This is a genomic window from Erythrobacter sp. S158 (assembly GCF_057364915.1).
Genome location: NZ_CP200279.1, coordinates 2,647,036 through 2,672,011 on the forward strand (window position 1 = coordinate 2,647,036; position 24,976 = coordinate 2,672,011).

Annotated in this window: 33 protein-coding genes; 12 read left to right on the top strand and 21 right to left on the bottom strand. The window is 61.4% G+C overall.

Going from position 1 to position 24,976, the window contains the following annotated elements:
• Positions 1-68: 68 nt before the first annotated feature.
• A complete protein-coding gene (argB, locus tag AC0V6T_RS12915) occupies positions 69-983 on the bottom strand; it encodes an acetylglutamate kinase (RefSeq protein ID WP_486127477.1) in 915 nt (304 codons plus the stop codon).
• A 205-nt stretch (positions 984-1,188) separates the two neighbouring features.
• Between argB and AC0V6T_RS12920 the strand changes: the two genes are divergently transcribed.
• On the top strand, positions 1,189-1,530 hold the full coding sequence (locus tag AC0V6T_RS12920) for a BufA1 family periplasmic bufferin-type metallophore (RefSeq protein WP_486127479.1): 342 nt from the start codon (positions 1,189-1,191) through the stop codon (positions 1,528-1,530).
• 147 nt (positions 1,531-1,677) lie between these two features.
• Complete coding sequence (locus AC0V6T_RS12925; protein WP_486127481.1) at positions 1,678-2,226, top strand: thermonuclease family protein; 549 nt, start codon at positions 1,678-1,680, stop codon at positions 2,224-2,226.
• Positions 2,227-2,230: 4 nt separating this feature from the next.
• Here AC0V6T_RS12925 and AC0V6T_RS12930 read toward each other — a convergent pair whose 3' ends face one another.
• Positions 2,231-3,154, bottom strand: a complete 924-nt coding sequence (locus AC0V6T_RS12930; RefSeq protein WP_486127483.1) for a sulfotransferase domain-containing protein — start codon at positions 3,152-3,154, stop codon at positions 2,231-2,233.
• A 115-nt stretch (positions 3,155-3,269) separates the two neighbouring features.
• Between AC0V6T_RS12930 and AC0V6T_RS12935 the strand changes: the two genes are divergently transcribed.
• Positions 3,270-3,926, top strand: coding sequence for a hypothetical protein (locus AC0V6T_RS12935; RefSeq protein WP_486127485.1), 657 nt, complete (start codon positions 3,270-3,272; stop codon positions 3,924-3,926).
• Positions 3,927-4,035: 109 nt separating this feature from the next.
• Here the strand turns inward: AC0V6T_RS12935 and AC0V6T_RS12940 are convergent, their stop codons facing one another.
• A complete protein-coding gene (locus AC0V6T_RS12940; protein ID WP_486127487.1) occupies positions 4,036-4,362 on the bottom strand; it encodes an HP1242/YdcH family protein in 327 nt (108 codons plus the stop codon).
• Positions 4,363-4,673: 311 nt separating this feature from the next.
• On the opposite strand from AC0V6T_RS12940, the gene AC0V6T_RS12945 reads away from it, so the two are divergent.
• The gene (locus AC0V6T_RS12945) at positions 4,674-5,171 is read left to right on the top strand and encodes a hypothetical protein (protein ID WP_486127489.1); all 498 of its coding nucleotides are present in this window, start codon (positions 4,674-4,676) and stop codon (positions 5,169-5,171) included.
• Between the two features lie 114 nt (positions 5,172-5,285).
• Here the strand turns inward: AC0V6T_RS12945 and AC0V6T_RS12950 are convergent, their stop codons facing one another.
• The 4 genes from AC0V6T_RS12950 to AC0V6T_RS12965 all read right to left on the bottom strand — a co-directional run bounded on the left by AC0V6T_RS12950 (position 5,286) and on the right by AC0V6T_RS12965 (position 7,231).
• Positions 5,286-5,570: a hypothetical protein gene (locus tag AC0V6T_RS12950; protein WP_486127491.1), complete on the bottom strand. Its 285-nt coding sequence runs from the start codon at positions 5,568-5,570 to the stop codon at positions 5,286-5,288.
• 107 nt (positions 5,571-5,677) lie between these two features.
• Positions 5,678-5,968 (bottom strand): hypothetical protein, encoded by a 291-nt coding sequence (locus AC0V6T_RS12955; RefSeq protein ID WP_486127493.1) that lies wholly within the window; start codon positions 5,966-5,968, stop codon positions 5,678-5,680.
• An 82-nt stretch (positions 5,969-6,050) separates the two neighbouring features.
• On the bottom strand, positions 6,051-6,626 hold the full coding sequence (locus tag AC0V6T_RS12960) for a DUF4440 domain-containing protein (RefSeq protein WP_486127495.1): 576 nt from the start codon (positions 6,624-6,626) through the stop codon (positions 6,051-6,053).
• A gap of 347 nt (positions 6,627-6,973) precedes the next feature.
• Complete coding sequence (locus AC0V6T_RS12965) at positions 6,974-7,231, bottom strand: HP1242/YdcH family protein (RefSeq protein WP_007166031.1); 258 nt, start codon at positions 7,229-7,231, stop codon at positions 6,974-6,976.
• 109 nt (positions 7,232-7,340) lie between these two features.
• Here AC0V6T_RS12965 and AC0V6T_RS12970 point away from each other — a divergent pair, with 109 nt between their 5' ends.
• Together AC0V6T_RS12970 and AC0V6T_RS12975 are read left to right on the top strand one after the other, a co-directional pair.
• Complete coding sequence (locus tag AC0V6T_RS12970) at positions 7,341-7,823, top strand: hypothetical protein (RefSeq protein ID WP_486127497.1); 483 nt, start codon at positions 7,341-7,343, stop codon at positions 7,821-7,823.
• Positions 7,820-8,308, top strand: coding sequence for a hypothetical protein (locus AC0V6T_RS12975; protein WP_486127499.1), 489 nt, complete (start codon positions 7,820-7,822; stop codon positions 8,306-8,308). Before AC0V6T_RS12970 ends, AC0V6T_RS12975 begins: the two co-directional genes overlap by 4 nt.
• Positions 8,309-8,396: 88 nt before the next feature.
• Here AC0V6T_RS12975 and AC0V6T_RS12980 read toward each other — a convergent pair whose 3' ends face one another.
• Genes AC0V6T_RS12980 through AC0V6T_RS12990 form a run of 3 tightly spaced genes read right to left on the bottom strand, consistent with a single transcriptional unit; the run spans position 8,397 to position 10,747 of the window.
• On the bottom strand, positions 8,397-8,873 hold the full coding sequence (locus tag AC0V6T_RS12980) for a Pycsar system effector family protein (protein WP_486127501.1): 477 nt from the start codon (positions 8,871-8,873) through the stop codon (positions 8,397-8,399).
• A gap of 60 nt (positions 8,874-8,933) precedes the next feature.
• Positions 8,934-9,692 (bottom strand): hypothetical protein, encoded by a 759-nt coding sequence (locus tag AC0V6T_RS12985; protein ID WP_486127503.1) that lies wholly within the window; start codon positions 9,690-9,692, stop codon positions 8,934-8,936.
• Between the two features lie 14 nt (positions 9,693-9,706).
• Positions 9,707-10,747: a ribonucleotide-diphosphate reductase subunit beta gene (locus AC0V6T_RS12990; RefSeq protein ID WP_007166027.1), complete on the bottom strand. Its 1,041-nt coding sequence runs from the start codon at positions 10,745-10,747 to the stop codon at positions 9,707-9,709.
• Positions 10,748-11,018: 271 nt separating this feature from the next.
• On the opposite strand from AC0V6T_RS12990, the gene AC0V6T_RS12995 reads away from it, so the two are divergent.
• Positions 11,019-11,240 carry a hypothetical protein gene (locus tag AC0V6T_RS12995; protein WP_486127505.1) on the top strand — a complete coding sequence of 74 codons (222 nt, stop codon included), beginning with the start codon at positions 11,019-11,021 and terminating at the stop codon, positions 11,238-11,240.
• Positions 11,241-11,306: 66 nt separating this feature from the next.
• Here AC0V6T_RS12995 and AC0V6T_RS13000 read toward each other — a convergent pair whose 3' ends face one another.
• The 5 genes from AC0V6T_RS13000 to AC0V6T_RS13020 form a co-directional block, all read right to left on the bottom strand.
• On the bottom strand, positions 11,307-11,588 hold the full coding sequence (locus AC0V6T_RS13000; RefSeq protein WP_486127507.1) for a hypothetical protein: 282 nt from the start codon (positions 11,586-11,588) through the stop codon (positions 11,307-11,309).
• Positions 11,585-11,773, bottom strand: coding sequence for a hypothetical protein (locus tag AC0V6T_RS13005; protein WP_007166024.1), 189 nt, complete (start codon positions 11,771-11,773; stop codon positions 11,585-11,587). Before AC0V6T_RS13005 ends, AC0V6T_RS13000 begins: the two co-directional genes overlap by 4 nt.
• A gap of 62 nt (positions 11,774-11,835) precedes the next feature.
• Entirely contained in the window at positions 11,836-12,195 is a 360-nt protein-coding gene (locus AC0V6T_RS13010) for a PilZ domain-containing protein (protein WP_486127509.1), read from the bottom strand.
• A gap of 59 nt (positions 12,196-12,254) precedes the next feature.
• On the bottom strand, positions 12,255-12,833 hold the full coding sequence (locus AC0V6T_RS13015; protein WP_486127511.1) for a hypothetical protein: 579 nt from the start codon (positions 12,831-12,833) through the stop codon (positions 12,255-12,257).
• Positions 12,815-14,797, bottom strand: coding sequence for a ribonucleoside-diphosphate reductase subunit alpha (locus AC0V6T_RS13020; protein ID WP_486128599.1), 1,983 nt, complete (start codon positions 14,795-14,797; stop codon positions 12,815-12,817). Before AC0V6T_RS13020 ends, AC0V6T_RS13015 begins: the two co-directional genes overlap by 19 nt.
• A gap of 616 nt (positions 14,798-15,413) precedes the next feature.
• Between AC0V6T_RS13020 and AC0V6T_RS13025 the strand changes: the two genes are divergently transcribed.
• Positions 15,414-15,695: a hypothetical protein gene (locus AC0V6T_RS13025; RefSeq protein ID WP_486127513.1), complete on the top strand. Its 282-nt coding sequence runs from the start codon at positions 15,414-15,416 to the stop codon at positions 15,693-15,695.
• A 4-nt stretch (positions 15,696-15,699) separates the two neighbouring features.
• Here the strand turns inward: AC0V6T_RS13025 and AC0V6T_RS13030 are convergent, their stop codons facing one another.
• The 6 genes from AC0V6T_RS13030 to AC0V6T_RS13055 form a co-directional block, all read right to left on the bottom strand.
• On the bottom strand, positions 15,700-16,608 hold the full coding sequence (locus AC0V6T_RS13030) for an alpha/beta fold hydrolase (protein WP_486127515.1): 909 nt from the start codon (positions 16,606-16,608) through the stop codon (positions 15,700-15,702).
• 193 nt (positions 16,609-16,801) lie between these two features.
• Positions 16,802-17,299, bottom strand: coding sequence for a hypothetical protein (locus AC0V6T_RS13035; protein WP_486127517.1), 498 nt, complete (start codon positions 17,297-17,299; stop codon positions 16,802-16,804).
• 316 nt (positions 17,300-17,615) lie between these two features.
• Positions 17,616-18,545: a TraB/GumN family protein gene (locus tag AC0V6T_RS13040; RefSeq protein ID WP_486127519.1), complete on the bottom strand. Its 930-nt coding sequence runs from the start codon at positions 18,543-18,545 to the stop codon at positions 17,616-17,618.
• Positions 18,546-18,625: 80 nt separating this feature from the next.
• A complete protein-coding gene (nadB, locus tag AC0V6T_RS13045; RefSeq protein ID WP_486128601.1) occupies positions 18,626-20,239 on the bottom strand; it encodes an L-aspartate oxidase in 1,614 nt (537 codons plus the stop codon).
• 453 nt (positions 20,240-20,692) lie between these two features.
• Entirely contained in the window at positions 20,693-21,703 is a 1,011-nt protein-coding gene (locus tag AC0V6T_RS13050) for an MBL fold metallo-hydrolase (RefSeq protein WP_486127521.1), read from the bottom strand.
• 21 nt (positions 21,704-21,724) lie between these two features.
• A complete protein-coding gene (locus tag AC0V6T_RS13055; protein ID WP_486127523.1) occupies positions 21,725-22,675 on the bottom strand; it encodes an ABC transporter ATP-binding protein in 951 nt (316 codons plus the stop codon).
• 116 nt (positions 22,676-22,791) lie between these two features.
• On the opposite strand from AC0V6T_RS13055, the gene AC0V6T_RS13060 reads away from it, so the two are divergent.
• From AC0V6T_RS13060 to AC0V6T_RS13075, 4 genes are all read left to right on the top strand, one after another.
• Entirely contained in the window at positions 22,792-23,370 is a 579-nt protein-coding gene (locus AC0V6T_RS13060) for a DUF4402 domain-containing protein (protein ID WP_486127525.1), read from the top strand.
• Positions 23,371-23,383: 13 nt separating this feature from the next.
• Positions 23,384-23,956 carry a DUF4402 domain-containing protein gene (locus AC0V6T_RS13065; RefSeq protein ID WP_486127527.1) on the top strand — a complete coding sequence of 191 codons (573 nt, stop codon included), beginning with the start codon at positions 23,384-23,386 and terminating at the stop codon, positions 23,954-23,956.
• Positions 23,957-24,019: 63 nt separating this feature from the next.
• Positions 24,020-24,280 carry a zinc-finger domain-containing protein gene (locus AC0V6T_RS13070; protein WP_007166009.1) on the top strand — a complete coding sequence of 87 codons (261 nt, stop codon included), beginning with the start codon at positions 24,020-24,022 and terminating at the stop codon, positions 24,278-24,280.
• 86 nt (positions 24,281-24,366) lie between these two features.
• Entirely contained in the window at positions 24,367-24,912 is a 546-nt protein-coding gene (locus AC0V6T_RS13075; protein WP_486127529.1) for a DUF4402 domain-containing protein, read from the top strand.
• The last annotated feature ends 64 nt before the right edge of the window (positions 24,913-24,976 follow it).

The following is a 24,976-nucleotide window of genomic DNA, read 5'->3' on the forward strand; positions in this document are numbered from 1 at the left end:
TTTAAGTGCCTTGTTTAGCGTGTTAGCCGACTAACACGCCCTTTTCCAGTGTCGCTCGTCGATTGGCCTTATTGGTCCGCCTTGACCAGTGTGCCCGCGCCGCGTGCGGTGAAGAATTCGAGCAGCATCGCGTGCGGCACGCGCCCGTCGAGAACGACCGCAGCCTCGCAGCCCAATTCCACCGCCGAAACGCAGGTCTCCAGCTTGGGAACCATTCCGCCCTTGATGACGCCTTGATCCTGAAGCTTGGCGATATCGGCAGGCGTGAGATCCGAAATCAGCTGTCCCTCGCCATCCAGCACCCCTGCCACATCGGTCAGCAGGAACAGCCGCGCAGCGCCGAGCGCCGCAGCGATTGCACCCGCCATCGTGTCGGCGTTGATATTGTAGGTCGCCCCATCTTCGCCGCCTGCTATCGGAGCGATGACCGGGATCATCCCCGCAGCGACCGCAGTGTCGATGACCGATGTGTCGACATGCGCAGGCTCTCCTACGAAACCAAGGTCTACCGCTTTTTCGATCAGACTTTCAGGATCGCGCGCGGTGCGCGACACCTTGCGCGCGGTGACCAGCCCGCCATCCTTGCCCGACAGCCCCAGAGCCTTGCCGCCGGCATTGCTGAGCCAGCCGACCAGTTCCTTGTTGATCGCGCCCGACAGGACCATTTCTGCAACCTTGGCGGTGGCTTCGTCGGTGACACGCAGGCCATCGATGAAGGTGCTTTCAACACCGAGGCGCGCCAACATCTCGCCAATCTGAGGTCCGCCGCCATGGACGACCACCGGATTGATGCCGACCGCTTTCAGCAGCACGATATCCTCGGCAAAGTCGCGCGCGGCCTTGGGCTCGCCCATGGCATGACCGCCATACTTCACCACGAAGGTGCGTCCAGCATAGCGCTGGAAGTACGGCAACGCCTCGATCAGCACTTCGGCCTTGGACAGGCCCTTTGCCTGGTCTTGCAGCGGGGTATCAGCAGTCATGGGGCAAGTTGGCCTTCATCGCGCGAATGTACGTCCCGGGCCGCTTAGCGGCTTCATGCGGACTAGGGAAGCAGGGGCACCGCTCACCGCTGTTTTGCGCATTTTGCACTTGGCACTGTAACCAAACCCTGTTTCTCTTCGAATCGGTTGGGAACGGTGCCGATCCTTGGTGCCGCTTGGGATTAACAGGACTGGAGGAACAACCATGAACACTCGTTTTACCGGATCAATCGCCATAGCTGCCGCAGCAGGCCTTGCCGCTGCGTGTTCGGGCGGAGCAGAAGCGCCGAGCGAAGCAGCCGCTGAAGGCGAAGTCACCGAAGTCGCTGCCGCAGATGACGGCGCGAAGGAAAAGTGCTTCGGCATCTCGCCCGCAGGCCAGAATGACTGCGCCGCAGGGCCCGGCACCAGCTGCGCAGGCACCAGCGTGATCGACTATCAGGGCAACGCCTGGACCTATGTCGATGAAGGCACCTGCGTGACGATCGAACGTCCCGACGGCTCCTACGGCTCGCTCGAAGAGACCGAGAACCTCGCCGACGCATAAGTGGTCGAAGTGGCGTGCCGATAAGGCACATGAAAGCCGCGACACTGACGAAGGGCCGCCCGGAGAGATCCGGGTGGCCCTTTGTCGTTTGTGACCACTATGTGCTGGCGGTGGAGCGCGGCGCTGCTCCCTGCTAGCTATCAATTCATGGCTCGCACACGTTACCGCCGCCCGAAAAGGCGCTCCGCTTCGCGCGGACGATTGCTCGACTGGTGGCTGCTCTGGCGCGTGCCGCTGCTCGCCCTGATCGTGATGGCAGTCTGGTGGTTCGCCTTCAGGCCGCTTCTTCACGAGCGCGGATGGGTCAGGGTGGACGAACGCTTCGTGATCTGCGGTGCTGGCGAGAGCGCGCCGGGCTGCGTGGTCGATGGCGACACGGTCGTAATCGGTTTCGGCGCCGAGCGACGCCGTATCCGCCTCACCGGCTTCGACGCGCCCGAACTCGACGGCGCGTGCGCCAGCGAGAGCCAGCTTGCGCTCACCGCACGCGACCGCCTTCTCGATTGGCTCGAGCAAGGCACTTTCGAATGGAACGGCGATGTGAGCCCGCCGCGCGATCAATATGGCCGCGAGCTTCGCTCAGCGCGCCGGGTCCTGCCCGATGGCTCGCGCGAATATCTTGCACAGACGATGATCTCGGGCGGCCTTGCCAGCGAAAGCGGATGGGGCAGCGTGCCGCAGGACTGGTGCGCGTAGGGCGTCAGCTACCGCCCTGCGCCGCATCGACTTCGTTCGCTAGCGAGGCGAAGTCGGCGTGGCCCGTGACCGGGGCGATCCGCTCTTCCCACATCGCGTCGATTGCGTCCGAGATGCTGGCTGGCAGCGCGTCGAGCGTGCTGCCGCTCTTTTGCACCTTGGTCGAATCGCTCGCCGCTTCGACGCCGCAGCGCTCTTCGAGCACCGCGCACACCATCGCATCGTCGAACACGTGCTCGTGCTCGCTCATGAATTCGCGGGTCGTGCGATCAAGCACCAGCGCCTCGATTTCAGACGTCAATTCGATATAGCACAGCTGCGCCATCTGTCGGATTGCCTGTGCCCGGTTCTTCACCGTCCAGCGATAGGTCATCACCAGGCTATCGGGCTCGTGCAGGCGCGCATACCAGCTATTGAGGTGCGTGGCGTAGTCGCAGCCGCCCGGTCCGCCACCTTCCCAAAAGGGCAGGAAGTCCTCCATCCGCACAGCGTCGCGTTTCAAGTGCCAACCATTGAGGAAACGGTAGAACGAGACGAAGGTCTCCTTCGGGTCGCGCAGCGTTACGACGTAGCGCATTCCGGCAGGCAGGCGCTCATATTCGCGGTGCGACTTGAAGCCTCTTGGCGTGGCGACCTGCGGCGCGGTCATGTCGAAGTCGAGCATGTAAGCGGTGTCGTCCCACGGCACGACGCGGCTGATATCGTCGAAATCCATGTCGCCGCCCGCCGCGCCGGTCCGCAACTGGTGGAACATCTGCTGCGTCATCGTGGTGCCGCTTTTCGCCCAGCTGGTGATGAACACATCGCCGTCCTGCGGCTCGTAGGGCTTATGGTTGGGACGCTCGCCAGACATCGCGCGGCCCATCATCGCGCCGTATTCCTCAAGGCTGGTCGCGCGCCCCGGCAGATCGCTTGCTTGTGTCGTCATCGCCATTTCCCCCACTGGCCCGTGCGCCCCACATCCCTTGCCTAGCGCATCGAAGCGGCGGCGCAAGTCGCGCAAAGGTCGAGACATCTGCCCCGCAGCCCGCTACTCCGCTGATATGACAGCCAGCACGATCCGCTTCGCCCCCGCCATATCACTTGCTCTGCTGTGCGCATGCGCCGAGCCCGAGCAGCCGGAAGCCCCTTCGCCGCAAGACGCATTTTTCGACGCGCTCGCCAGCCATTGCGGCAAGGCCTTCGAGGGGCGCCTCGTGAGCGAGGATGCCGCCGATGAAGCCTTCAAGGATGCCGCGATGGTGATGCATGTCAGCGAGTGCAGCGAAGATCGCATAGCTGTCCCCTTCCATGTCGAGCTTGACGGCGAATGGGACCGCTCGCGCACCTGGCTTATAACTCGGACGGGCGATGAAGGCGAGGTCGGATTGCGGCTCAAGCACGATCACCGCCACGCAGACGGTGAGCCTGACGCGGTCACTATGTATGGCGGCGACACCGCTGACGAGGGATCGGCAGGCTCACAGGACTTCCACGTGGACGATGAAAGCATCGCCTTGTTTGAGCGCGAAGGGCTCGGTGCATCGGTCACGAACGTATGGACTGTTGAGATCGATCCTGCTGGCGCTGAAGACGCACGCTTCGCCTATCAACTTGAGCGCACTGTCGAAGGCGGCGCACCGGAGCCGCGCTTCTTCCGGGTCGAATTCGACCTCACAAGCGAAGTGGAAGCCCCGCCGCTCGCGTGGGGCGACGAATAGCTTCTTCAACAACAGGCGAGAGTGACGCCTCGCCTCTGACGCCACTCTCATACATTGCATCGCGCGGCGCTGCCCTCTCCCGCAGCGCCGGATCCCAGCGCGCCCACGGTCAGGCCGTGATGGGGTCTCCATTGCGGCCGAACAGACCAGCCGTGGCAGGCGTCGGCGTCGCTTGTGTCTCGACCAGTTTGCTCTCGGCATCCTCGATCAGGGCCGCGATCTCGTCGAGCAGCATCAGCCGCTGTTTCTTCAGCCGCGTGAGATAGGCGTCGGACGAGCATTCGATCTCCACCTCGATGCGGTGGATCGAACGATTGAGCGCGTGATAGCGCCCGGCAAGGTTGCAGAAGTGATTGTCGGTGAGCTTGAGCCGGGTGAGCATCGCCGCGTCATGCGGGAACTCCTCGTGCAACTCGTGCGGCGTGTGTGCGGACATGCGTCTCTCCTGGTGCGGCTTACAGGCAGAGCTTAGAGAGGGCTCGGGCAAGGGTCTTTGATGTGCGTCAAAGGGTGCCGCGAGGGGCCGCGATTTACATTGCTGACGGCCGGGCGTAGTCTCGCGGCTCAGGGTCGTCGGCGATGGGACGAACGCATCTGCGTGTCGCCGGGCAATAGGGGATCGCTGGCATGCCGCGTCTGAGCGGTTGGCCTGCCGAAACGTTGTCGTCACCCTGTCCCGATCAAAGTGGTCGCGCTTTTGCCTGTCGTGGCAGCACGGTTGGCGTCACGTTGATTAGGGGGAATACAATGAAGACACTTGCACGCACTTTCGCAGCGCTCGCCGCGCTCACCATCGCCACCGGCGCACTTGCCGAGGCACATGAGGATGCGAGCGAAATGCCGCCCGTGATCCATTTCGAGATGGAAGGCACGATCTCCGACACCATGCTCGTAGGAGGCGTGGGCGGCGAGGTCTTCGCAGCATCCTGGACCGAGACTTTGACCTTCTCCGCTGGCGACAACACCAATGCAGTGACCGCCAAATGCGCTGGCATGGACATGCCCGATGGCAACATGTTCGACCGCCATTTCACCTGCACGCTCGAAGACACGAACGGCCAGTCGGGCGCGGTCCTCTATGGCTGCGCGATCGCCAACGAGGCGGGCAACGAGATGCGCTGCTATGGCCACTTCGAAGGCATGGAAGGCGAGGTGAAGGATCACGCGGCGCTTCACACGGCCTATTACACCTTCATGCCCGACGGCACCGGCAAGGTCGTCGGCTCGGGCCAGTGGTACAAGTGATCGCCACCAGCTGAGCGGCCGCAAGGCCGCTCCAACAGCAAAGCCGCGCCTTCGTTTCGGGACGAAGGCGCGGCTTCTTGCTTGAGCTTGTGCTCGGTATGTATCGAGCGGTGCTTAGCCCGGCTCGATGTCGTTGGTCGGCTCTGCGCCGGAGGGGGCTTCGGGTTCGGTCAGGTCGGGTTCGCCATAGACCTCTTCACCCGGCACGGCCGTCACTTGCTCTGCGCCGCCATCGGGATTGGCGACGCCCACACCCGGAGCGGTCGCGTCAACCACGGTGCTTTCCTCGATCGGAGCTTCGGCGACTTCGTCCGGCTCGGTCGTGCAGGCGGCCAGCGTGAAGCTGGTGGCGCAGGCGGCGGTCATCAGGGTCATGATGGGTTTGAATGTCTTACGCATGGATCAGGTCCTTGAGGTCATCTGTGTGTTCGTGTTTGTCTGACCTATGCGTGAGGGCCCGCAGGCGTTCCATTTTCGCTGAACACATGCGGGCCAGGAGCGCGGGCTTACTCGCCCGGAGGCTCGGTACCCGGCTCGCCATATTCGGCGTTTTCCTCGTCGCCGAGGTCAGCCGTGTTGCCGGTGTCGCCCTCGGCATCCGCGCCTTCGACGCCGGGGACCGCTTCGACGATCTCGCCATCGCTGATCGCTTCGGGTTCTTCGGCAATCGGGGTTTCAGGCAGGTCATCGCCGCCCGCATTGGCGCTCTCGCTTTCGGCGGTGCAGGCCGCGAGGGTGAGGGCTGCGCCGGCGGCAGCGGCAAAGCCGAAGGGGATGTCGGTGAAGAGGTTACGCATGGGGGTCTCCTGAGGTGTTCTCCAATGTGTGCCCCCAAGCAACGCAGCAATGCGGCGCTCGGTTCCGAGAGCCCCCACGCCGCTAGCCTCCGCTTGTCGCAGGCTGAGGCGGGTATGCGGGCGCCGCGCCGTGATCGACGCTGATGCTTTCGGCGAGGCGGAAGCGGCCTTCCTCGCTCATCCAGCGCCATACATGGATGTAGCGCGCCCCGCCCACCTGCACCCAGGTTGGCCCGCCCGGATCGTTCGCATCGTAGGTTCCCGCTGGCCGCATCCGGCGTTCATGGAAGGTGTGCCAGCCCCGCTCGAGCACGCCCCAGTCGCCCAGCGGCGTTACCTGCCGCGTGCCCGGCACCAGCAGCCGCCGGTTGAGGTAGCCTTCCTGCGGCCCGCCTTCCTCGCGGTCGGTGCAGCTCTGCGCGATCTGGCCTGCAAACGCGTCCCCGCCTTCGACCACCAGCCCGCCCAGATCATGGATCATGCGGAAATCGTCCGTGACATAGCGGCGCACTTCCTCACCGTCGCATCCCTCGAACGCCGCCCAGAACAACGCGCTGTCCTGCGCCGCGATGGTTTCGCGCGCGGTTTCGATGGGCGGGATCGCAGACGGGGCCGGCGCAGCGCTTTGCGCGATGAGGAGAGTGAGGGCGGTGATCATGCGTGGGGTCTCCCAAGGTGTGTTACCTTAGTCATACACACCGCCCGATTCGGTGCAAGCCGAAGAGGCTTCGCAAAGCCCTCCCGGTGCGAGAAGTGGACCGCATGTTACACGGTCCAGGGCCAAAAACCGCAAAGTGTCACTGTCGAGGCCCAAAGTGTCACCCTGCCCGCCAAAGTGTCACCCTGCTCGCTCAAAACGTCACTTTGCGCGGGACACAGTGTCACCTTCGACGCCGCGCTCTCTTGCGGCGCAGCGCAGGGTTGGCAGGGCGGAAGGCAGGCACAGTTCACGCGCCCGGAATACCACCGCGCCCCGCCTGTAGGAAAATGCCGCGAGCGCCCCTTTTACGAAGCCGCCGTCCGTTCGCGCGATACGATGGCGGTGATCTCGTCGAGCAGTTTGAGCCGCTGTTTCTTGAGGCCTTCGGTGCGCTCGTCGCTGGCCGCCTCGGTTTCCGCCTCGATCCGGTGTACCTCGCGGTTAACCTCGTGATATTCATCCGCGAGCCGCGCGTAATGCGCATCCTCGCCCTTCAGCCGGGTCAGGATTTCGCGGTCGCGCTTGAAGATTTCGGTCAGCTCGTTGGGCGTGTGCTGCGACATATTGGTGGTTCTCCCATCTGGTGTGTGAACAAGTTCTAGGCGCGCGCTGCAGCGCGGTAATTGACCTGCATCAATTCGCGTCCCTGCCATGGCGGTGTAGGCTTGCCCCATGCCCGACCTGCGATCCCAGCCAGCCCCCCGCGCCGCGACGAACCGCGCGATTGCGGCGGGCACGGCCTATTGGGCGGTGGTCTTCGCCATCGGCTTCATGCTCGGCACCGCGCGCACCTTGTGGCTCGCGCCGCGCGTGGGAGAGGAGATGGCGGTCCTGATCGAGATGCCGATCATCATCGCCGCCTGCGTGATCGCCGCGTGGTGGCTGACGGCTCGCTTCGCGATTGGCACCGTGCGAGCGGCGCTGGCGATGGGCGCGCTTGCCTTTGCGCTGTTGATGATGGCCGAGCTTGCCCTTGCGGTGGGCGTCTTTGGCGAGACCCCGCGCGGCTGGCTTGCCGGTTTGTGTGAGCTGCCGGGAGTGTGGGGTTTGCTGGGCCAGATCGGTTTTGCGCTGTTCCCGGCTGGCGTAGTGCTGGCGCGAGGGCCAGATGAGCGGATGCGAGGGCCTGCGTCTGAGGCTAAAAGAAACGCATGAGCAAAGTGACGGCCTGCGACGTGCCCGAAGGCAGCCTGCTCGCCCAGTTCGGCGGCGCGGACGATTATCGCGACTGTTTTTGGCGCGACGTAGCGGGCGAGGTCTCGCTCGCGCAGTTTATCGAGCGGTTCTACTCCAGCGCGGCCTTCCTGCCCGAGCGACTGATCCTCAAAGCCCTGCGCACCCTCGCATCAAGCGCCGACATCCGCGCGCTCGCCAGAGGCGAGACGAACAGGTTCGGCGCGTGGAAACTGGTGGAACGGCGGGAAGCGCGCTCAAGCTGCGGAGCGGTAGCGCGAGAAAACGCGCAGGTGCTGCTGGAAAGCAAGGACACGAACACCGCGTGCTGGTTCTGTGTGGAACCAAGGGAGGGCGGGACGCGCCTTTACTTTGGCTCGTGGGTCGGCGGGATCGACCAATCCGGCTGGCGTGCGCTGCTGCAGGCACATGTGTGGTATTCGCGGGCTTTGTTGGGAGGGGTTTAAGCTCGAGCCTTTTGGGCACCGGAACCACTAACCAGCCAAAGAGAGTGATCCTCACAAAGTACGTTGGCTCGGCTCTTGGCGGAAGAGGTTAGAGGAACACAGAGACTGCGGCCAACGTCGAAAGGATCGTCCAACCCATAGCTGACACTGCCGGTGCAAGCCTCAGAAAACGATACTTCACGAGATGAATTTCGCAGTGCTTGAAAATTAAAGCGTAAAGCTCGGTCGAGAATGTTTCGCCCTCAGATTCGAATTGTTCTTCAAATTCTACCGCATCCTTCAGCCGGGCAATCTTGTTCGGGTCGACGATGCCTGTTTGAATACTCTTTGCGCCGAACCACCAATCGAACAAAGACACCGGGCTTCGCGGCCAGACTACTGCCCCGCAAAGAGCGATGCCCGCAGCGATAAAGGCTGCGCCAATTAACAAGAACGCCGTGAGCGAATTTTGCGCGTCGATTAGCAAGAATGAAGCACCCAACGCAGCGATGTTAATCGGAGCGAGAAACAAGGCTTTTTGATCAGCGAACTTAACGTTCTCGTATGAGTGCTGATAAACGAACAATAGTTCTGATCGTTGATCACGGGATTTAAGGTGGGGCGCAGTCACTGAGCTACTTAGATACTACTTGTTAAAGTATCCGTCGATCACGTCACGTGCATACCTACCAATCATTTCGCCCTTAGTGACCGAATCGATAATAGATCCGGGGCTTGTATCGCCCCAGTCGAGGACTTGAAACTCGGTTTCACCCGGTTCGCCAACTTTCTCTCTCGCAAGGCTTATCCCGCACGGCCTTGTGCCCATGAGAGTTGTGGCAACGCCTTGGCAATAATCGCTCCATGCGCGAGCGAACTCATCCTCCTCCGGAAAAATACTTCGAAAATTTACCTTTGGCTGACCTAGCTTCGAAGAAAGCGCGAGCGTGTAAAGAGTGCCGTCGATGCCGGGACTGAGGCCAAATGGAAGTGTTCCCTGTTCCTCGACAACGGCACTTGTCTGTTCACTGCTTGAAGCAAAGGGGAAGTTCGCCTCCTCTAGCTTCTTCGAGATGACTTCGACAGTAGGGGCGAGATTGCTAAAGTCTTTGCGCAGAGTGTCTAAAGCACCTTCAATTGCTGCAGCCCCAGCTTCGACGCGATGGGAGGCAGATTCAGCTGATTTTGTCGACTGAACCAGTTGAACGGCAGCATCGGCAACACCCTGATTTGAAATAAAGGCGTAGATGATCGCGATTGACGCGAGGATTATCGAGGCAATAGAACCTGCGAAGGACACATAATCCTTAATGATCGCACCATCTGGCGAATAGATGGTAACTGCGCAAAGGGCGAAAAGAAGGATTACGATAATCCAAGCGAGATGGACGGTCCAATTTCTCATTTGTGCCAGTCAACTCACTCCGCCGCTTCAAACATATCCGGGCCGTCCTCGCCTTCGGCGTCTTCGTTGACGGCCTTGGCTTTCTGGCGGTTGTCGAAGCTTGACCACACGTCGTTCCAGTTGCCCTTGGTCGCGCCTTTTGAATATTCGGTTGCGCGGGCTTCGAAGAAGTTGGCGTGCTCGACACCGTTCAGCAGCGGGCTGAGCCATGGCAGCGGGTGTTCATCGATCATGTAGATCGGCTGAAGGTTCAACTGGCCCAGTCGCCAGTCAGCGATGTAGCGGATATATTTCTTGATATCCTTGGCCGTCATCCCTTCGACCGGGCCCATTTCAAAGGCGAGGTCGATAAACGCGTCTTCGAGGCGGACGGTCTTTTGGCAGATGTCGATGATGTCTTCCTTCACCGCCTTGGTAAGGCAGTCGCGCTCTTCGCAGAAGGTGTGGAACATCTTGATGATGCCTTCGCAGTGCAGCGTTTCATCGCGCACCGACCAGCTGACGATCTGGCCCATGCCCTTCATCTTGTTGAAGCGCGGGAAGTTCATCAGCATCGCGAAGGATGCAAACAGCTGCAGCCCCTCGGTAAAGCCGCCGAACATGGCGAGCGTGCGGGCGATGTCCTCGTCGGTGTCGACGCTGAACTGGTGCATGTAATTGTGCTTGTCGGCCATTTCCTCATAGTCGAGGAAGGCGGAATATTCGCTCTCGGGCATGCCGATCGTGTCGAGCAGGTGGCTGTATGCCGCGATGTGCACCGTCTCCATGTTGGAGAAGGCGGCAAGCATCATCTTGATCTCGGTCGGCTTGAACACGCGTCCATATTTGTCGTGGTAGCAATCCTGCACCTCGACATCGGCCTGCGTGAAGAAACGGAAGATCTGGGTGAGCAGGTTGCGCTCATGCTCGGTCAGGTTCTGCGCCCAGTCGCGGCAATCTTCGCCCAGAGGCACTTCCTCGGGCATCCAGTGGATCTGCTGCTGACGTTTCCAGAACTCATACGCCCAGGGGTATTCAAACGGCTTGTAGGTGTTCCGGGCTTCGAGCAACGACATCTTGTGTATCCCTGTGTTTAAGGTGAGCGACTCATATAGGGAATCAAACTGCGTTTTCGAAGGCAAGCAGGGATGATTCGGCGGGGATAAACCGTGCAAAATCTGAGTCGGGTGGAGCGCGGCGTGTGGCTCCGAGGCGCGACTTGTGCGCGGTGCATCAACTTAACTTGCATAGCATACAAGCGCCGGGAAAATCGCGGTGTTTTTCGGAACGAAGCGGCGGCGGCGTTCATAGCTGTGGTGAACCCCAAAGAAATGAAAGGATCCTCCCATGGCTAAGAACAGCCCCGTGACCGGCCCCTTCCCCGATGGAGACAGCCGCAACATCACCCTCACCAAGTCCGACCACCCGTTCGAGCCCGAACGCTCGGGCCCCGCAGAGGCGCGCTACCGCGAAGACGGCGCGCCGCAATCGGTCATGGGCAACCTCCCCTATGGCGAGAACGACAACGACACGGTCGCCCAGCGCCGCGCGAAGGAGCGCCAGCGCTAAACCTCTCGCGATCTGGATTTGAAAGGCCGCCCTTGCCGCGAACTGCGACGGGCGGCTTTTTCGTGCCTAACCCCTGGCCTTCTTCGAACCGAAGGCGCTTCCTCCGCCCAGCACCGTGATGCCGAGGAAAAAGCCGAAATCGTACCACGCGCCCGAATTGGGCACGGCGTAGACCGCGATGTCGGGTGAGAAGAGCGAGCCGAGCCAGGCCCAAGGGAAGATGAAGCCGTGCCAGATGCCCCAGAACACGCCGGGCGCCTCAGGGTCCGAGCTGACACCAGCATCAATCTGGCTCGCACAGGCCGATAGCAGCAACGCTAGGGCGATTGTGGCAAAGACCCGCATCATGCGCTCATCACCTGGAAAATCACGATCAGCCAGAGCACCGGGATGAACAAGGTCGCCATCGCGATATGCAACCGCCCGGCGTTCGCGAGGTGCCCCTCACCCCGGCGGATGTGACGTATTCCATTGGCCACAAATGCGAGCGCTACCAGCGTGCCCCCAATTCCGACCCATATTTGCAGAGGCATGCTCTTCTCCCTTCAAGCGGGAGCAAGACTGCCACAATTTGAAGGAGTGCGCGAGAGGCGTCTCAGCAGAAACGCTGCGGCTTGGCGTCCTGCATCGGTGTGAAAGTGGCACCGGCGTTGGATTGGGAAGGGTCCGGCACATGGCTACCCATGAAGCTGTCGACCTGCGCCTGTGATAAAGGCCGTGCGAAAGTCAGGCCAACCTCGCCCTTGTCGATCCACTTGACGATGGCGCGATGAGGACCGGTTCCAGCGACCACGATCTGCAAGGGAGAGCCGAGGGTGAAGGCGCGCTGCCCCATCTCGAAGCGGCATCCGCCAACCGACACATCGCGCAAGACAACGTCCTGCGGTTCCCCGTTGCCAGCGAGATAGCGGCCCGGAACATTGCTCTGCTTGCGCTTGGTCTGCCTCGTCTTCACGACGCCCAGCCATAGAGGATTACACTTAAAACCAAGTAAAACGCTCATTCCCCGTGGGGCTATTGAGACGAAGCGGCAAAACCGTCCAGGGGCCTGCCGATGCAGGCAGAAAGGATTGCAGCTTCCTCCGAAAGCCCGGCAGGTGCGGCGACGGTGCTGACGGTCACGTCATCCCAGACGAAGCGAACCTCCTCGATCAGTGCAAGATCGCGCGCGACCCAGCCCGGGGCGGCGGACATGAAGACCGGTCCGTTGCCATCATCCAGAAACCGGATCGTGCCTTCGCCAAGCGCTTCGTCTCGGCCATCGGAAAGACTGAAGCGAAATCCGAAATAGCCGGCATTCTCGCTGTTCTCCGGCGGGGATATCGGGCTGGCATCGAAACTCACGCGAACGAAATCACCTTCGCGCGCGGCGAGGACGGTCATATCGCTCGGCGACCCCGCAATGCGCAAAGTGCAAAACTCCTCGTGCGCGATAACGACATGGCCAGCGGCGCTGCGACCGAATTCGTTCTCGGGTTCGGGCGCACAGGCAGAAAGGCCCAGCGTGCCCACAACGCAAAACGCGGCCCAACCGAGGGTTGGACCGCGTCTTGTCATGAAACTGCCGGTTTCGATCACTGGCAGCTCAAGCATTCCTCGTAATCAGTCTGCTCTGCAGCGAGTTCGAACTTGGCCGCGTCGGCGGTGTTGTCCGCTTCGACCCCACCGGCAAAACCGGCGCGCTGCACCGACTTCGAGCGCAGGTAGTAGAGCGACTTGATGCCCTTCTCCCACGCCTGGAAGTGCAGCATCATCAGATCCCACTTGTCGACGTCAGCCGGAATGAACAGGTTCAGCGACTGAGCCTGGTCGATATAGGGCGCACGGTCAGCTGCGAATTCGAGCAGCCAGCGCTGGTCGATCTCGAAGCTGGTCTTGAAGCTCGCCTTTTCCTCGTCGGTGAGGAAGTCGAGATGCTGAACCGACCCGCCACGCTCGAGGATCGAGTTCCAGACATTGGTCGAGTTCTTGCTCTTCTTGTCGAGCAGCTTTTCAAGATACGGGTTCTTGACGATGAACGAACCCGACAGCGTCTTGTGGGTGTAGATGTTGGCCGGGATCGGCTCGATGCAGGCGCTGGTACCACCGCAGATGATGCTGATCGACGCGGTCGGCGCGATTGCCATCTTGCAGCTGAAACGCTCCATCGCGCCCATTTCGGCCGCATCGGGGCACGGCCCACGTTCTTGAGCGAGCAGCATCGAGGCTTCGGATGCCTTGGCCTGAATGTGCTTGAACATCTTGAGGTTCAGCGCCTTGGCCATCGCGCTTTCGAAGCCCAGTCCCTTCTGCTGGAGGAAGGAGTGGAAGCCCATCACACCGAGTCCGACCGAACGCTCACGCTCGGCAGAATAACGCGCGCGGGCCATCTCGTCGGGTGCGCGGTCGATATAGTCCTGCAGGACGTTGTCGAGGAAGCGCATGACGTCTTCGATGAACTGCTTGTCGGTCGACCACTCGTCCCACTTTTCAAGGTTGAGCGAGCTGAGGCAGCAAACCGCGGTGCGGTCGTTGCCAAGGTGGTCGATACCGGTCGGCAGCGTGATTTCCGAACACAGGTTCGAGGTTGAAACCTTGAGGCCCAGATCGCGGTGATGCTTTGGCATCATGCGGTTCACGGTGTCGTTGAAGACGATGTAAGGCTCACCCGTTGCGAGGCGGCATTCGACCAGCTTCTGGAACAGCGAACGTGCATTGATGGTGCCGCGCACTTCGCCGGTCTTGGGCGACTTGAGGTCGAAATCGGCCCCGTCGCGCACGGCTTCCATGAATTCGTCGGTCAGCAGCACGCCGTGGTGCAGGTTCAGCGCCTTGCGGTTGAAGTCGCCCGACGGTTTGCGGATTTCGAGGAATTCCTCGATCTCCGGGTGGCTGACATCGAGATAGCACGCCGCCGAACCACGACGCAGCGACCCCTGCGAGATCGCGAGCGTGAGCGAATCCATCACGCGCACGAACGGGATGATGCCCGAGGTCTTGCCGTTAAGGCCGACCGGCTCACCAATGCCGCGCACATTGCCCCAATAGGTGCCGATGCCGCCGCCCTTGGAAGCGAGCCAGACATTCTCGTTCCAGGTGCCGACAATCCCGTCGAGGCTGTCGGACACCGAGTTGAGGTAGCACGAGATCGGAAGGCCGCGCGAAGTGCCGCCGTTTGAAAGGACCGGCGTTGCCGGCATGAACCACAGGTTCGAGATGTAGTCGTAGAGCCGCTGCGCGTGCTCCTGATCGTCGGCGTAGGCATCGGCCACACGGGCGAACAGGTCCTGGTACTTTTCACCGGGCAGCAGATAGCGGTCGGTCAGCGTTTCCTTGCCGAATTCGGTAAGGTTCGCATCGCGGCTCTCGTCGATCTGCACGTCGAAACGGCGATCATTCACCTTCTTGCTGTCAGGCACGGCTGCAGCCTTCGCGGCTTCAGCCACGGCATTGCCCAGCGCTTCCGCGCTCTTGGCGGCAATCAGCTCTTCGCTGCCTGCATCCGACTTGTCCATCGTAACGGCCTTTTCGTTTTTCATCTCAGTGCCGAGAGTTTCTCCGGTGTCGGCCCCATTCATATCTGGGCTCAGCACTTCGTCACTTGCCTTGAATTCCATCGTTGCCCCGTTTCGCGTCAACTCAGTCGCGTTCAATTCGAATCGGCTTTTTGCGTTCGTTTCGTCTTACCCGAAAAGCGCGCATGTTCCGATTCTGTTCTGCACCAATCCATCGACAGCTTCTGCACTGCTTTGCCCCTCCCGGCTCACAGGCTTATCCGCCAACACATCAACATTCCGCCGCGCCTCGACCCTGTTTTGCAGCGACTCCTTCCCTGATCGCGCCCGTTACCGTTAAGTTTGGGGCTCGAGAGTGAGCGCTATAATTTGGGGGTTCAACGCGAACCGAACCACTAGATACTGAATCAGGTGGTGAATCGGGTCAACGGGTGATTAACCCTAATTCGCGCGATCGGACCGGTGTATTGTCATGCTGCAACGCCGCGACGCGTGGTCAAAGCTTGAGTCGCGAGACGCGCAAGACCCAAAATGAATCTGTGAAGAAAAATTTGGTGATTGAATCATTCGAATCAAGCTGTGAATCATTGCATCACCGGCGCAGCAACTTTGTTGCGTGATCGCGTCCGGTGGACAGCTGGCGCGGGCCCATGGGGAACCGAAAAGGGAGGTTAATGACGTGTCCTTGCTCGATCCGATCCTGACCGCGGCGATCCGCTTTGGTGAACGGCACGAGCGCACCATCACCATCCTTGGCGGCGCGTGGTTTGTGATCTCGTGCGCTTCGTGGATCCCGCAATTGGGCGTGCCCGAGGTGCCTTACCTCACCGATCGCAATTCCTGGATGTTCTCAGGCGCATGGAACGGCATCTGGTGGGGCGCCGTGCACCCCGCCCTCGAAAAGCACCGCAAAAAGCTGGAGGCTGCCGATAAGCAGCCCCAGGCCAATTCGCGCGATTGATCGTTCAGGCGTGAACCAATTCGGCTTCGCTGACCGAGCGCGTGTGGGTCGTGATCTCGCCCACCATGCGGTCCACGAGGTCAAGCGGCAGATCGTGCCCCCAGCCCGGAATGGTGACGAGCTTCGCGCCCGGAATGTGCTTCGCGGTGTCTTTGCCTGCTTCGAGCTTCACCAGCGGGTCGTCCTCTCCGTGAAGCACCAGCGTCGGCGTTGTCACCTGCGCGAGACGTGAGCGCCGATCGCCGTCGTCGATGATCGCGGCGAGCTGGCGCGGGAGGCCGGGCGGGTAGACGCTGCGCTGGACGAGCATCTGCACACGCTTGCGCCGCGCTTCCGGATCGGCGGGGAAGCCGGGGCCGGTGATATTGCGGGCGATGTTGATGCCATGCTCGATCACCGCCTCTTCCTCGAGCGAAGGCAGCGGCGCGGTCAGCGCCTCGATCGCGCGCTTTTCCGCCTGAGGAAGGCGCGGGTTGCCGGTGGTCGACATCACAGAGGTAAGCGAGAGCAGGCGCGGCGAATGATGGATTGCCATCAGCTGCGCGATCATTCCGCCCATCGAGGCGCCCACAACATGCGCGCGATTGATCTCCAAAGCATCGAGCAGCGCAATCCCGTCATCGGCCATGTCGCGAAGGGTGTAAGGCACGTCCATCGGCCAGCCGATCCGCTTGCGCAGCAATTGCCAAACGAGCTTGGGCGGCTTTGCATCGCCCATCTTTTGCGAGAGGCCGATATCGCGATTGTCGTAGCGCACGACGTGGTAGCCCTCGTCCGCTAACGCTTCGACAAACTCAATCGGCCAATGCGCCAGTTGCGCACCCAGCCCCATGACGAGCAGGATCGTCTCATGCTCCGGATTGCCATGGGTTTCGTAACACAGCTCAATTCCGTTGGCCGTGACGTGCGGCATAGTCTGCTCCTGCTGCGCCCTCAAAGTCGGGCTACGTAATGTCCAGGAAACAGACAAAGCGCCTTTGTCCGGTCAGATCAAGCTCAGAGGCGCGATGAGCCGTGCGCAAAGCAAAGGCCCCGCCCAGCCCTTCGCGCGGATGCAACAAGCGCGAAGAACTGAGCGGGGCTGCGACTTGGCAGGCCAGGGGCTGCTAGCCGCCAAGGGTGATGAAATCGTCACCTGCGGCAACGCGGGCGCGTTCGGTGCGCTGGAGCTCTGCATTGAGCTCGCGATATTCGCGCGGGCTTTCGGCAAAGATGATGTTGGCGAGGAACTGCGCGTTCTCGGCATCGGCCACAGGCACGTCGCTCATGTCGCCGAGCCAGCGGATTGCGTGCTTGGCCGTGCGCGCAGAAGCGCCATCGCCGGTGTTCGAGACAAGCTCGACATTGGCAGGCTTGCCATCATCACCCATCTCGAAGGTCAGCTGGACGATGCCCGATGCCGGACGCAGATTGCGGCGAGCAGGCTCGCGCTGGAGCGCACGGTCGAGCGTCGCATTGGCGTTCTCGCGCCACTCGGCAAACTTCTCAGGTGAGGTCACAACGATGGCGTCGGAGTTTTCGCCAGCAGCGACAGGCGCTGCGAATGCGAGGGCAGCGGCCAGAGCGGCTGCAGGAGCGATTGCAAACTTAACGGGGGTCTTCATTGGATCATCCTTTCCAAACAGGTTGGTTCTTGTCGGATGATCGGCCGGAAAACGCATGGAGCAGCAGGGCATCAGCCCATACCCGCAAAGCTTTCAGCATTAGGGTCGATCAGGTGCTCTGGGAGAAAAACGGGGTAAGTCGGGGCCTCCCTCAGCAGCCGAGTGAAAAGTGCCCGCTAAGCACGATTCTATCAATCACAGCTCTGCAAACAGGCAAATCTATCGTTTGGCGGACATAAAACGCGACGAACGACATAGAGGCGTCGACAAGTGTAGTCGTCTGATCGGTCGGTAAAGCGCGGTAATCGTGAGCGCGCTATCGCCAGTTCGGCCCGCCTATGGGGAAGCCTTGCGCTTCCAGCTGGTCGAGCACGCCGTCAGGTTCCGCCAGCACGCGCAAGGGCACGACCGCGACCGTCACGCCCGGCTGCCGCGAGGCATCGGCGATCATGCCGACCCACTGGCCGCGGATCTCTTCGCCAAGCTCATCGTCGGCCCAGGGCCAGCACTGGCCAAGCGCGATTTCGAGCGGGTTCTCCATCACCGCTGGCACGTCATAACGCCGCCAGTCCGCGCCGCGCTTGTCGATGATGTCCTGCCCCGCCTCGGTCGCGCCCATTGCGGCTTCGAGGCAGGGAATGTGGCTCCTCGGATCGGCCTCGGCGAGGTTGTCCAGCAGGTCCTCGCCGCGAAACCGCTCTGGCCGGATGATCGGGATATCGGCATCGTCGGCGGCATCCTTCACCACTTCGGTCGCATCGTCGGTGGTCTCGTCATCGAAATCGAGCCGGCGGGCGAGCAGGTCGAAGCTCGTCATCAGGAATGAGCGGCGATCGTAGTCACGGCCATATTCCTCTTCGAGCGCGGCAAGCCGGGCGCGCTGCGGTGCGTCAAGATAATCGGCCGCCACCGAGCCATCGGGGAGCTTGGTGAAACGTCCCCCGCGAAAGATCAGCCGCAACACATCGCCAGGCGAAAACTTGGGCCGCGCGCGGATGATGACACGATTGGCCTCTTTCGTTGCTTCCTCCAGCCGGTCGGGCCGCCACGGCGTCGACTTGGGCACAGCGCGGATTTCGCCAACGAGTATCACCGTCCCGGTCGGCGTCTCGATAAACCACATCGGAGCACCTGAACGCTGCGCGGTGACGACAATGGAGTTTTGCGAGGTTGGGGCAGGGTCTTGTGCAGCAACAGGAGCAGCGCCGAGCGCGGTTAGGGCAAGCAGGAGAGGGATGGTGCGCATGTCGGCCTCTTGCGGCAAGTTCGGGGTCTGACACCCATGCGCGGGCGCGATGAACCTAGCGTGACACTTATAGAGCGACGCTAGGGCACCAGCACCGTGTCCTTCACCACCTCGCTCGTCTCGGGATAGTCCATCGTGAAGTGAAGCCCGCGGCTTTCCTTGCGCGCCAGTGCTGAGCGCACGATCAGCTCTGCCGCCTGCAACAGGTTGCGCAGTTCGATAAGGTCGGTGGTGACGACGAAGCTGCCGTAATATTCCTCGACCTCGCGCTTGAGCATCTCGATCCGGTGCTGTGCGCGTTCGAGCCGCTTGGTGGTGCGAACGATGCCGACATAGTTCCACATGAAGCGGCGGATTTCGGTCCAGTTCTGCTTGATGACGACCTGTTCGTCTGAATCCGACACGCGGCTTTCGTCCCATGGCAGGATCGCGGGCGGTTGGGGAAGCTCGTCCCACATGGTGAGAATGTCGGATGCCGCTGCTTCTCCGAAAACGAAGCATTCGAGCAGCGAATTGGAAGCAAGCCGGTTCGCGCCGTGAAGCCCGCTTTCGGTGCATTCGCCTGCCGCCCACAAGCCCGGCAGATCGGTTCGGGCATAGAGGTCCACCACCACCCCGCCGCAGGTGTAGTGCTGCGCGGGCACGACGGGGATCGGCTCCTTCGTCATGTCGATGCCAAGGCCCATCAGCTTGTCGTAGATCGTCGGGAAATGTCCCTTCACGAAGTCGGCTGGCTGGTGGCTGATGTCGAGGTGGACATAGTCGAGGCCAAAGCGCTTGATCTGGTCGTCGATCGCGCGCGCCACGACATCGCGCGGGGCAAGCTCCATGCGCTCTGCGTCGTAATCGGTCATGAAGCGGTGGCCGGTTTCGGGGTGATAGAGCCGCCCGCCCTCGCCGCGAACCGCCTCGGTGATGAGGAAGTTCTTGACCTCAAGATTGTAGAGGCAGGTCGGGTGGAACTGCATCATCTCCATGTTGGAAACGCGCGCGCCTGCCCGCCATGCCATCGCGATGCCGTCTCCGGTCGCGCCGCGCGGGGCGGTCGAAAACTGGTAGACGCGGCCTGCGCCTCCGGCTGCAAGGATGGTCGCGCGCGCAACGTGGCGTTCGACCGCGCCGGTTTTCTCGTTGAGCGCATAAACGCCCCAGACATGGCCCGCGCCCGAGTAGTTCTCGCGATGGCGGTCGGTGATGAAGTCGATGCAGGTGCGCCCGCCCAGCATGGTGATGTTGGGACTTGCTTCGGCGGCCTTGAGCAGCGCCTCCTGCACCGCCCACCCGGTCGCATCGTCAACATGGACGATGCGGCGGTGCGAGTGCCCGCCCTCGCGGGTGAGGTGGAGGGAATCGGTATCCTTGTTGAACGGTACGCCCAGTTCGACCAGCCGCTCGATGCTTTCCGGCGCGCGTTCGATCACGAATTCGACCGCTTCGAGATCGTTGAGCCCGGCGCCCGCCACCATCGTATCGCGCACGTGGTTCTCGAACGTGTCGCCAGCATCGAGCACCGCAGCAATGCCGCCCTGCGCCCACGCGGTCGAGCCTCCGGTGAGCGTGCCCTTGGCCAGCACAAGCACTTTCAGCCGGGTCGCAAGCTCAAGCGCTGCGGTAAGACCGGCAGCCCCGGACCCTATAACGATGACGTCGAATTTCTCGTTTGGCGAGGCGTCGGATTGGCCGTGATTTTCCATGCGCCCTGCCATGGCGCGCATGGCTTCGGCTGGCAAGAGTTCGACCCGTTCGAGCGCGTCTCTCGGTGAACCGTGGCCCAAATCACGTCAGCCGTCCAAATCCCTGTAAAATTTGAGACGAGCGACATGGGACTGTCATTTTAGTGGTGGTACTATCTCTTGATAATCGGTCGGTGCTGCGCCCGCGTCATGATCCCCGACATGGCGCACCTGCAAAGAGAGCCGGTTAGCGAGAGAGTGCATAACCCCTAACGAGAAGTCGCAAGCTCCATGTCTCTTATTGCCTCGATTAATTGCCTGCGTGGTCGCCACGAACCCCTGCGCCGCGATGTCGAATGGAATGGCAAATGCTATGTCGGTGAATGCCGCTACTGTGGCAAAGCGATAGAGCGAATTTCCCATCGCAAGTGGCGCGAAGCATCGGTTCAGACCGCTTTGCCCTGAGCTCGCGCTTTATCGAGCCTCATCGCCAAGCGCGAAGCATTCAAGGTCCTGTGTGACGTCGATCGCCCCCTTATAACTGATCGCGATGGCCGCGCGGCTCTCCTCGATCCGCGAAAGGCTGCGCTCCATATTGTGAGTGAGCACTAACCGCGACGGGTTCAATGCGCCCGCCAGCTGCCCGATTTCAGCCGGTGTGCGGTGAAGTCCGCGCGGCTGGCCCTGTTCGCCGTTGATCACGTGGTGCGCGAAAAGGATGGTCGGCTGGCTGCCGCGCAACCCTTCGAGAAAGGTCTGCGAAAGCGCGCTCTGGTCGCCCGTAATGACGAAGCTCGCACCGCCGATGTCGACAGCGTATCCAAGCGCGGGCACGGGTCCGTGATGAACCGGGTAGGCGGTGACCGAAAAATCGTCTGAAATATCGAGGGCGGTCGCTTCTGCTGTCCCTTCGGCGGTGGTGATGTCCTGCGCCTCGATCATCGGCTTGTTTTCGGTCCCGTCGAGATAGCCTCCGTTATAGGCAAAGGCGCCGCTCTCTTTCGACAAGAGCCGCTCGAGGAATTCGCCCGTGCCCGGAAAGCGCGGGGCGGCGTCGGGGCCAATTACTGCAAGCGGCTGGGTTCGGCCTTCGAAACCGCCCGAATTGAGAACACCTGCAAGATCGCCCGCATGATCGGCGTGAAGGTGTGTGAGCAGGATAGCATCGAGGCTGGCAATGCTCGCACCCGCCTCGGCGAAACGCAGAAAGCTGCCCGCGCCCGCATCGATCAGCAGGCGGGGTTCGCCGTCGATCCAGAGCAGGTAGGACGTGCCCGCACGGGCAGCTTCGGCAATCGGTCCGCCGCTGCCGACAACCTGCAAGGCTGCGCCGGTTGCAGGGCATGGTTCGGGGGTGGGCGAAGGTGCGGGCTCAACCCCGCCGGCGGCTGCGAACGCGTCTTCCCTGCGCTGTTCGGGCACGTCGCAAGCAGCGAGCATCAATACGAGCGATGCGGTCCCAATCAATCCCGATGTGATCCGCATTCGACCTGCTCCCTTTGCCGTTTACGCGCCAGTTCCCGTCAATTGGACGAACACATCCTCAAGGTCAGCCTCACGCGTCGTCACGTCCTCGATGGTCAGGCCCTTTTCCTGAAGGATGGCCAGGACCTGTCCAGCGCTCAGGCTATCCTTATCATATGTGACCTCGACCCCGCGATCCCCGGTCAGCTCGACCTTGTGAAACGCCTCGTGCGAAGGAGGCGCGGTGAGGTCGGATGCGACCGTGACCGCGACGATCTTCTCGCGCGCCATGTCGATCAATTCGCGGGTCGGTTTCTTCGCGATAAGCTCGCCGTGATTGATGATCGCGATTTCGTCGCAGAGTTCTTCAGCTTCTTCGAGATAGTGCGTGGTGAGAACCACCGTCACGCCCTCGCGGTTGAGCTGCGTGACCAACTCCCAAAGTTGGCGCCGCAGTTCGACATCGACCCCGGCGGTCGGCTCGTCCAGCACGAGGATCGGGGGCGAATGCACCATCGCCTTGGCAACCAGCAGTCGCCGCTTCATCCCGCCGGACAACGTGCGGGCATAGGCGTTGCGCTTTTCCGAGAGACGCACCGCCTCAAGCAGGGCCTCGCTGCGGCGCTCGCTTGCAGGGATGCCATAGAAGCCGCCCTGGTTTTCGAGAACCTCATAAGGCGTGAAGAACGGGTCGAACACGATCTCCTGCGGGACGATGCCGATGGCGCGGCTCGCATTGCGCCGCTGAGCGTCGATGTCGAAGCCCCAGATCTCGGCGCAGCCGCTGGTCTTGTTAACGAGGCCGGCCAGAATATTGATCAGTGTCGACTTGCCAGCGCCATTGGGCCCCAGAAGGCCAAAGATAGAACCTTCCGGCACATCGAAGCTGACGCCTTTGAGCGCAAGCTTGCCCTCGGCATCCGCACCTTTGGCGCCTTTTGGCGCGGCGTAGCGTTTGACGAGGTTGTCGATACGGATGGCTGGCGGGTTCATGGGGTAAAGCCCTTACGCATGAAGTTTGCGCTCGCAAAGGGCGCAATGTGTAACTCGCCCGTTAACCATTTGTGGTCAGCATCGGATCACGCTCTGCGCCTAGTGAGGGCATCGTGATGAAAAGGTTCGCTCCGATTCTTGGCCATGAAAAAGCCCGGCATTTGGCTGCAGCGTGCGGTCTGCTGGCTGCGGCTATGGCGCTGCCGACGGCAGCTCACGCGCAATCGAGCGACAGCTACGATGCGCGTGCCGCGGTGATCGAGCCGCTCTCGATCACCAAGCTCAGCGATCTCGATTTCGGAGACATGGTCGTTACCACCGGAGGCACCGTGGTTCTGACCCCGACAGCAACCGCGACCTGCTCGACGACCGGCGGAGTCATTCACAGTGCAGAATGTGTGCCAGCGACCTTTGCAGGCCTTGGCCAGTCGGGTCAGCGCGTTCGCGTACGCAGGCCGGTTGGCAACACGATCACGCTCACCGGCCCCGGCACAGACATGACGGTCACCAATATCACGATTGATGGCGACCCTGACCTCGTCCCGGTTCGCTCCAATCCCAACTGGGAGCGCTACACGATCGGTTCGGCTGACGGTACGTTCATCTTCCGTGTCGGCGGCACGCTCAACGTGAATGCGGGCCAACTGCCCGGCGTTTACACGGGCACCTTCGATATCCGGCTCGACTACCAGTAAGGCGCGCGATCTCGTGAACTTCTCGCCATCGGCGCTCGCAGCGCCAACCCACATCCCCCGCTTCATGGCCGCAATCGTGCTGGCGCTTAGCGTGCTTGCCACCCCGCATGTTGCGCAAGCCCAGGACGTGGCGTCCACCACAGCGGTCGTCCGGATACCCGGAGAGACCCGGATCGAGAAACTGGGCGACCTCAATTTCGGCGACATCCTGCCGGGCGATAGCGGCGGTACGATCACTCTGGACACCGCTAGCAATGTTTCGACCACGGGCACGGTCCAGTCGCTCGGCGGAGATCCGGTCGCGGCAGAGTTCCTGATCACGCGTCAGATCCTTGCGGACTTCCCAAGCTACGACGGGCCGCAGTCAGGCGACACGATCGAGCTGGCGCATATCAGCCTGCCCGGCGAGACCATGACGCTGCGCGATTTCACGACCGACTTCAATCGCCCCGGCTTCTTCGGACTGCCCGCATACTTTTTCCGGACCAGCTTCGATTTTCGCGTCGCGGGAACGCTCGATGTGGCTGCCGATCAGGAGCCGGGCAGCTATCTCGGCTTCTTCACTGTCATCATCGACTACAACTGACTTGCTCGCAAAGCGCATTTGCGCAGTTGAAATCGCACGGCGGCACGACTAATCCACGCGCCCATGAACACGCCTCCACCCGAAACTATTCTGGTCGACACCCGACGCGTAAGCTGTGACGGCGCAAGCGCCATTCGCGGCGGGGACAATTATCGCCCGGCAGCTCTGGGCCACCCGCGCATCTATCTCGAGATCGACGAGCACGGCTATGTCGATTGCGGCTATTGCGACCGTCGTTTCGTTTTGAAAGGCGGCCCGGCAGACGGCGTGGACCAAGCGACCCTGCCCGATATCTCCGAAGGCGCCGACCCCGGCCACAGGTAAATCGCCTGGTAATTGCGCCTCGCGCTTCAATGACCGGTTAACCTGATCGCTGTAGCGGTAGACAAAACGGGTTAACGGGATTTCTGATGCAGCTTCAAAATGCCATTTTAGGCCTATTTCTGGCTGCCATTTCTCTTGCGTTCATTCCAGCTAGTGCATCGGCGCAGGCTGTAGAATCTTCCGATGCGGAAGCGTTTCTCGTCACGCCGCTCAGCTTTGTCAAAGAACTCGATCTGGATTTTGGGCAGATCATTCCCGGTAACAGCGACGGCACGGTGGTTATGGATGCGACCGGCGGTGTCACGACAACCGGCGGCGTGACTCAAATCAACGGTACGCAGCAACCCGCTCGCTTTTGGGGATTTGGCAGTTTCAATCAGCGCGTTTTGATCAATGTCGACGCCAATTCCTACACTCTCACTCGGGAAGGCGGCACCGAGACCATGATCATGGACCAGATCCTGATCGGAAGCCGGCCACCAATCGTCATTGACACTAATCCACGCCGGTTTCGCATTGCCAATCCGGACGGGTATTTCTCGTTCACCATGGCTGGTCGATTGCAGGTTGCCGCAGATCAAGCGCCCGGCGTCTATTCTGGCGAATTCACGGTGACGCTGGAGTATCAGTGATTGCGGGGCCTCTTTTTGCGCTCAGCGTCCATTCAGCTACCTCTGCCTAGCCTTCGTCCGACAA

Coding starts and splice junctions, on each gene's coding strand:
- AC0V6T_RS13030 (WP_486127515.1), bottom strand. CDS start 16,608: ATGCCGCACGTCACGGCCAACGGAATTGAGCTGTGTTACGAAACCCAT.
- AC0V6T_RS13035 (WP_486127517.1), bottom strand. CDS start 17,299: ATGAAGACCCCCGTTAAGTTTGCAATCGCTCCTGCAGCCGCTCTGGCC.
- AC0V6T_RS13015 (WP_486127511.1), bottom strand. CDS start 12,833: ATGCTTGAGCTGCCAGTGATCGAAACCGGCAGTTTCATGACAAGACGC.
- AC0V6T_RS13000 (WP_486127507.1), bottom strand. CDS start 11,588: ATGATGCGGGTCTTTGCCACAATCGCCCTAGCGTTGCTGCTATCGGCC.
- AC0V6T_RS12995 (WP_486127505.1), top strand. CDS start 11,019: ATGGCTAAGAACAGCCCCGTGACCGGCCCCTTCCCCGATGGAGACAGC.
- AC0V6T_RS13070 (WP_007166009.1), top strand. CDS start 24,020: ATGAACACGCCTCCACCCGAAACTATTCTGGTCGACACCCGACGCGTA.
- AC0V6T_RS12935 (WP_486127485.1), top strand. CDS start 3,270: ATGACAGCCAGCACGATCCGCTTCGCCCCCGCCATATCACTTGCTCTG.
- AC0V6T_RS12940 (WP_486127487.1), bottom strand. CDS start 4,362: ATGTCCGCACACACGCCGCACGAGTTGCACGAGGAGTTCCCGCATGAC.
- AC0V6T_RS13020 (WP_486128599.1), bottom strand. CDS start 14,797: ATGAATGGGGCCGACACCGGAGAAACTCTCGGCACTGAGATGAAAAAC.
- AC0V6T_RS12955 (WP_486127493.1), bottom strand. CDS start 5,968: ATGCGTAACCTCTTCACCGACATCCCCTTCGGCTTTGCCGCTGCCGCC.
- AC0V6T_RS12930 (WP_486127483.1), bottom strand. CDS start 3,154: ATGACGACACAAGCAAGCGATCTGCCGGGGCGCGCGACCAGCCTTGAG.
- AC0V6T_RS12970 (WP_486127497.1), top strand. CDS start 7,341: ATGCCCGACCTGCGATCCCAGCCAGCCCCCCGCGCCGCGACGAACCGC.
- nadB (WP_486128601.1), bottom strand. CDS start 20,239: ATGGAAAATCACGGCCAATCCGACGCCTCGCCAAACGAGAAATTCGAC.
- AC0V6T_RS13075 (WP_486127529.1), top strand. CDS start 24,367: ATGCAGCTTCAAAATGCCATTTTAGGCCTATTTCTGGCTGCCATTTCT.
- AC0V6T_RS12945 (WP_486127489.1), top strand. CDS start 4,674: ATGAAGACACTTGCACGCACTTTCGCAGCGCTCGCCGCGCTCACCATC.
- AC0V6T_RS12965 (WP_007166031.1), bottom strand. CDS start 7,231: ATGTCGCAGCACACGCCCAACGAGCTGACCGAAATCTTCAAGCGCGAC.
- argB (WP_486127477.1), bottom strand. CDS start 983: ATGACTGCTGATACCCCGCTGCAAGACCAGGCAAAGGGCCTGTCCAAG.
- AC0V6T_RS13005 (WP_007166024.1), bottom strand. CDS start 11,773: ATGCCTCTGCAAATATGGGTCGGAATTGGGGGCACGCTGGTAGCGCTC.
- AC0V6T_RS13060 (WP_486127525.1), top strand. CDS start 22,792: ATGAAAAGGTTCGCTCCGATTCTTGGCCATGAAAAAGCCCGGCATTTG.
- AC0V6T_RS13040 (WP_486127519.1), bottom strand. CDS start 18,545: ATGCGCACCATCCCTCTCCTGCTTGCCCTAACCGCGCTCGGCGCTGCT.
- AC0V6T_RS12925 (WP_486127481.1), top strand. CDS start 1,678: ATGGCTCGCACACGTTACCGCCGCCCGAAAAGGCGCTCCGCTTCGCGC.
- AC0V6T_RS12960 (WP_486127495.1), bottom strand. CDS start 6,626: ATGATCACCGCCCTCACTCTCCTCATCGCGCAAAGCGCTGCGCCGGCC.
- AC0V6T_RS12950 (WP_486127491.1), bottom strand. CDS start 5,570: ATGCGTAAGACATTCAAACCCATCATGACCCTGATGACCGCCGCCTGC.
- AC0V6T_RS13050 (WP_486127521.1), bottom strand. CDS start 21,703: ATGCGGATCACATCGGGATTGATTGGGACCGCATCGCTCGTATTGATG.
- AC0V6T_RS12975 (WP_486127499.1), top strand. CDS start 7,820: ATGAGCAAAGTGACGGCCTGCGACGTGCCCGAAGGCAGCCTGCTCGCC.
- AC0V6T_RS12985 (WP_486127503.1), bottom strand. CDS start 9,692: ATGAGAAATTGGACCGTCCATCTCGCTTGGATTATCGTAATCCTTCTT.
- AC0V6T_RS12920 (WP_486127479.1), top strand. CDS start 1,189: ATGAACACTCGTTTTACCGGATCAATCGCCATAGCTGCCGCAGCAGGC.
- AC0V6T_RS12990 (WP_007166027.1), bottom strand. CDS start 10,747: ATGTCGTTGCTCGAAGCCCGGAACACCTACAAGCCGTTTGAATACCCC.
- AC0V6T_RS13055 (WP_486127523.1), bottom strand. CDS start 22,675: ATGAACCCGCCAGCCATCCGTATCGACAACCTCGTCAAACGCTACGCC.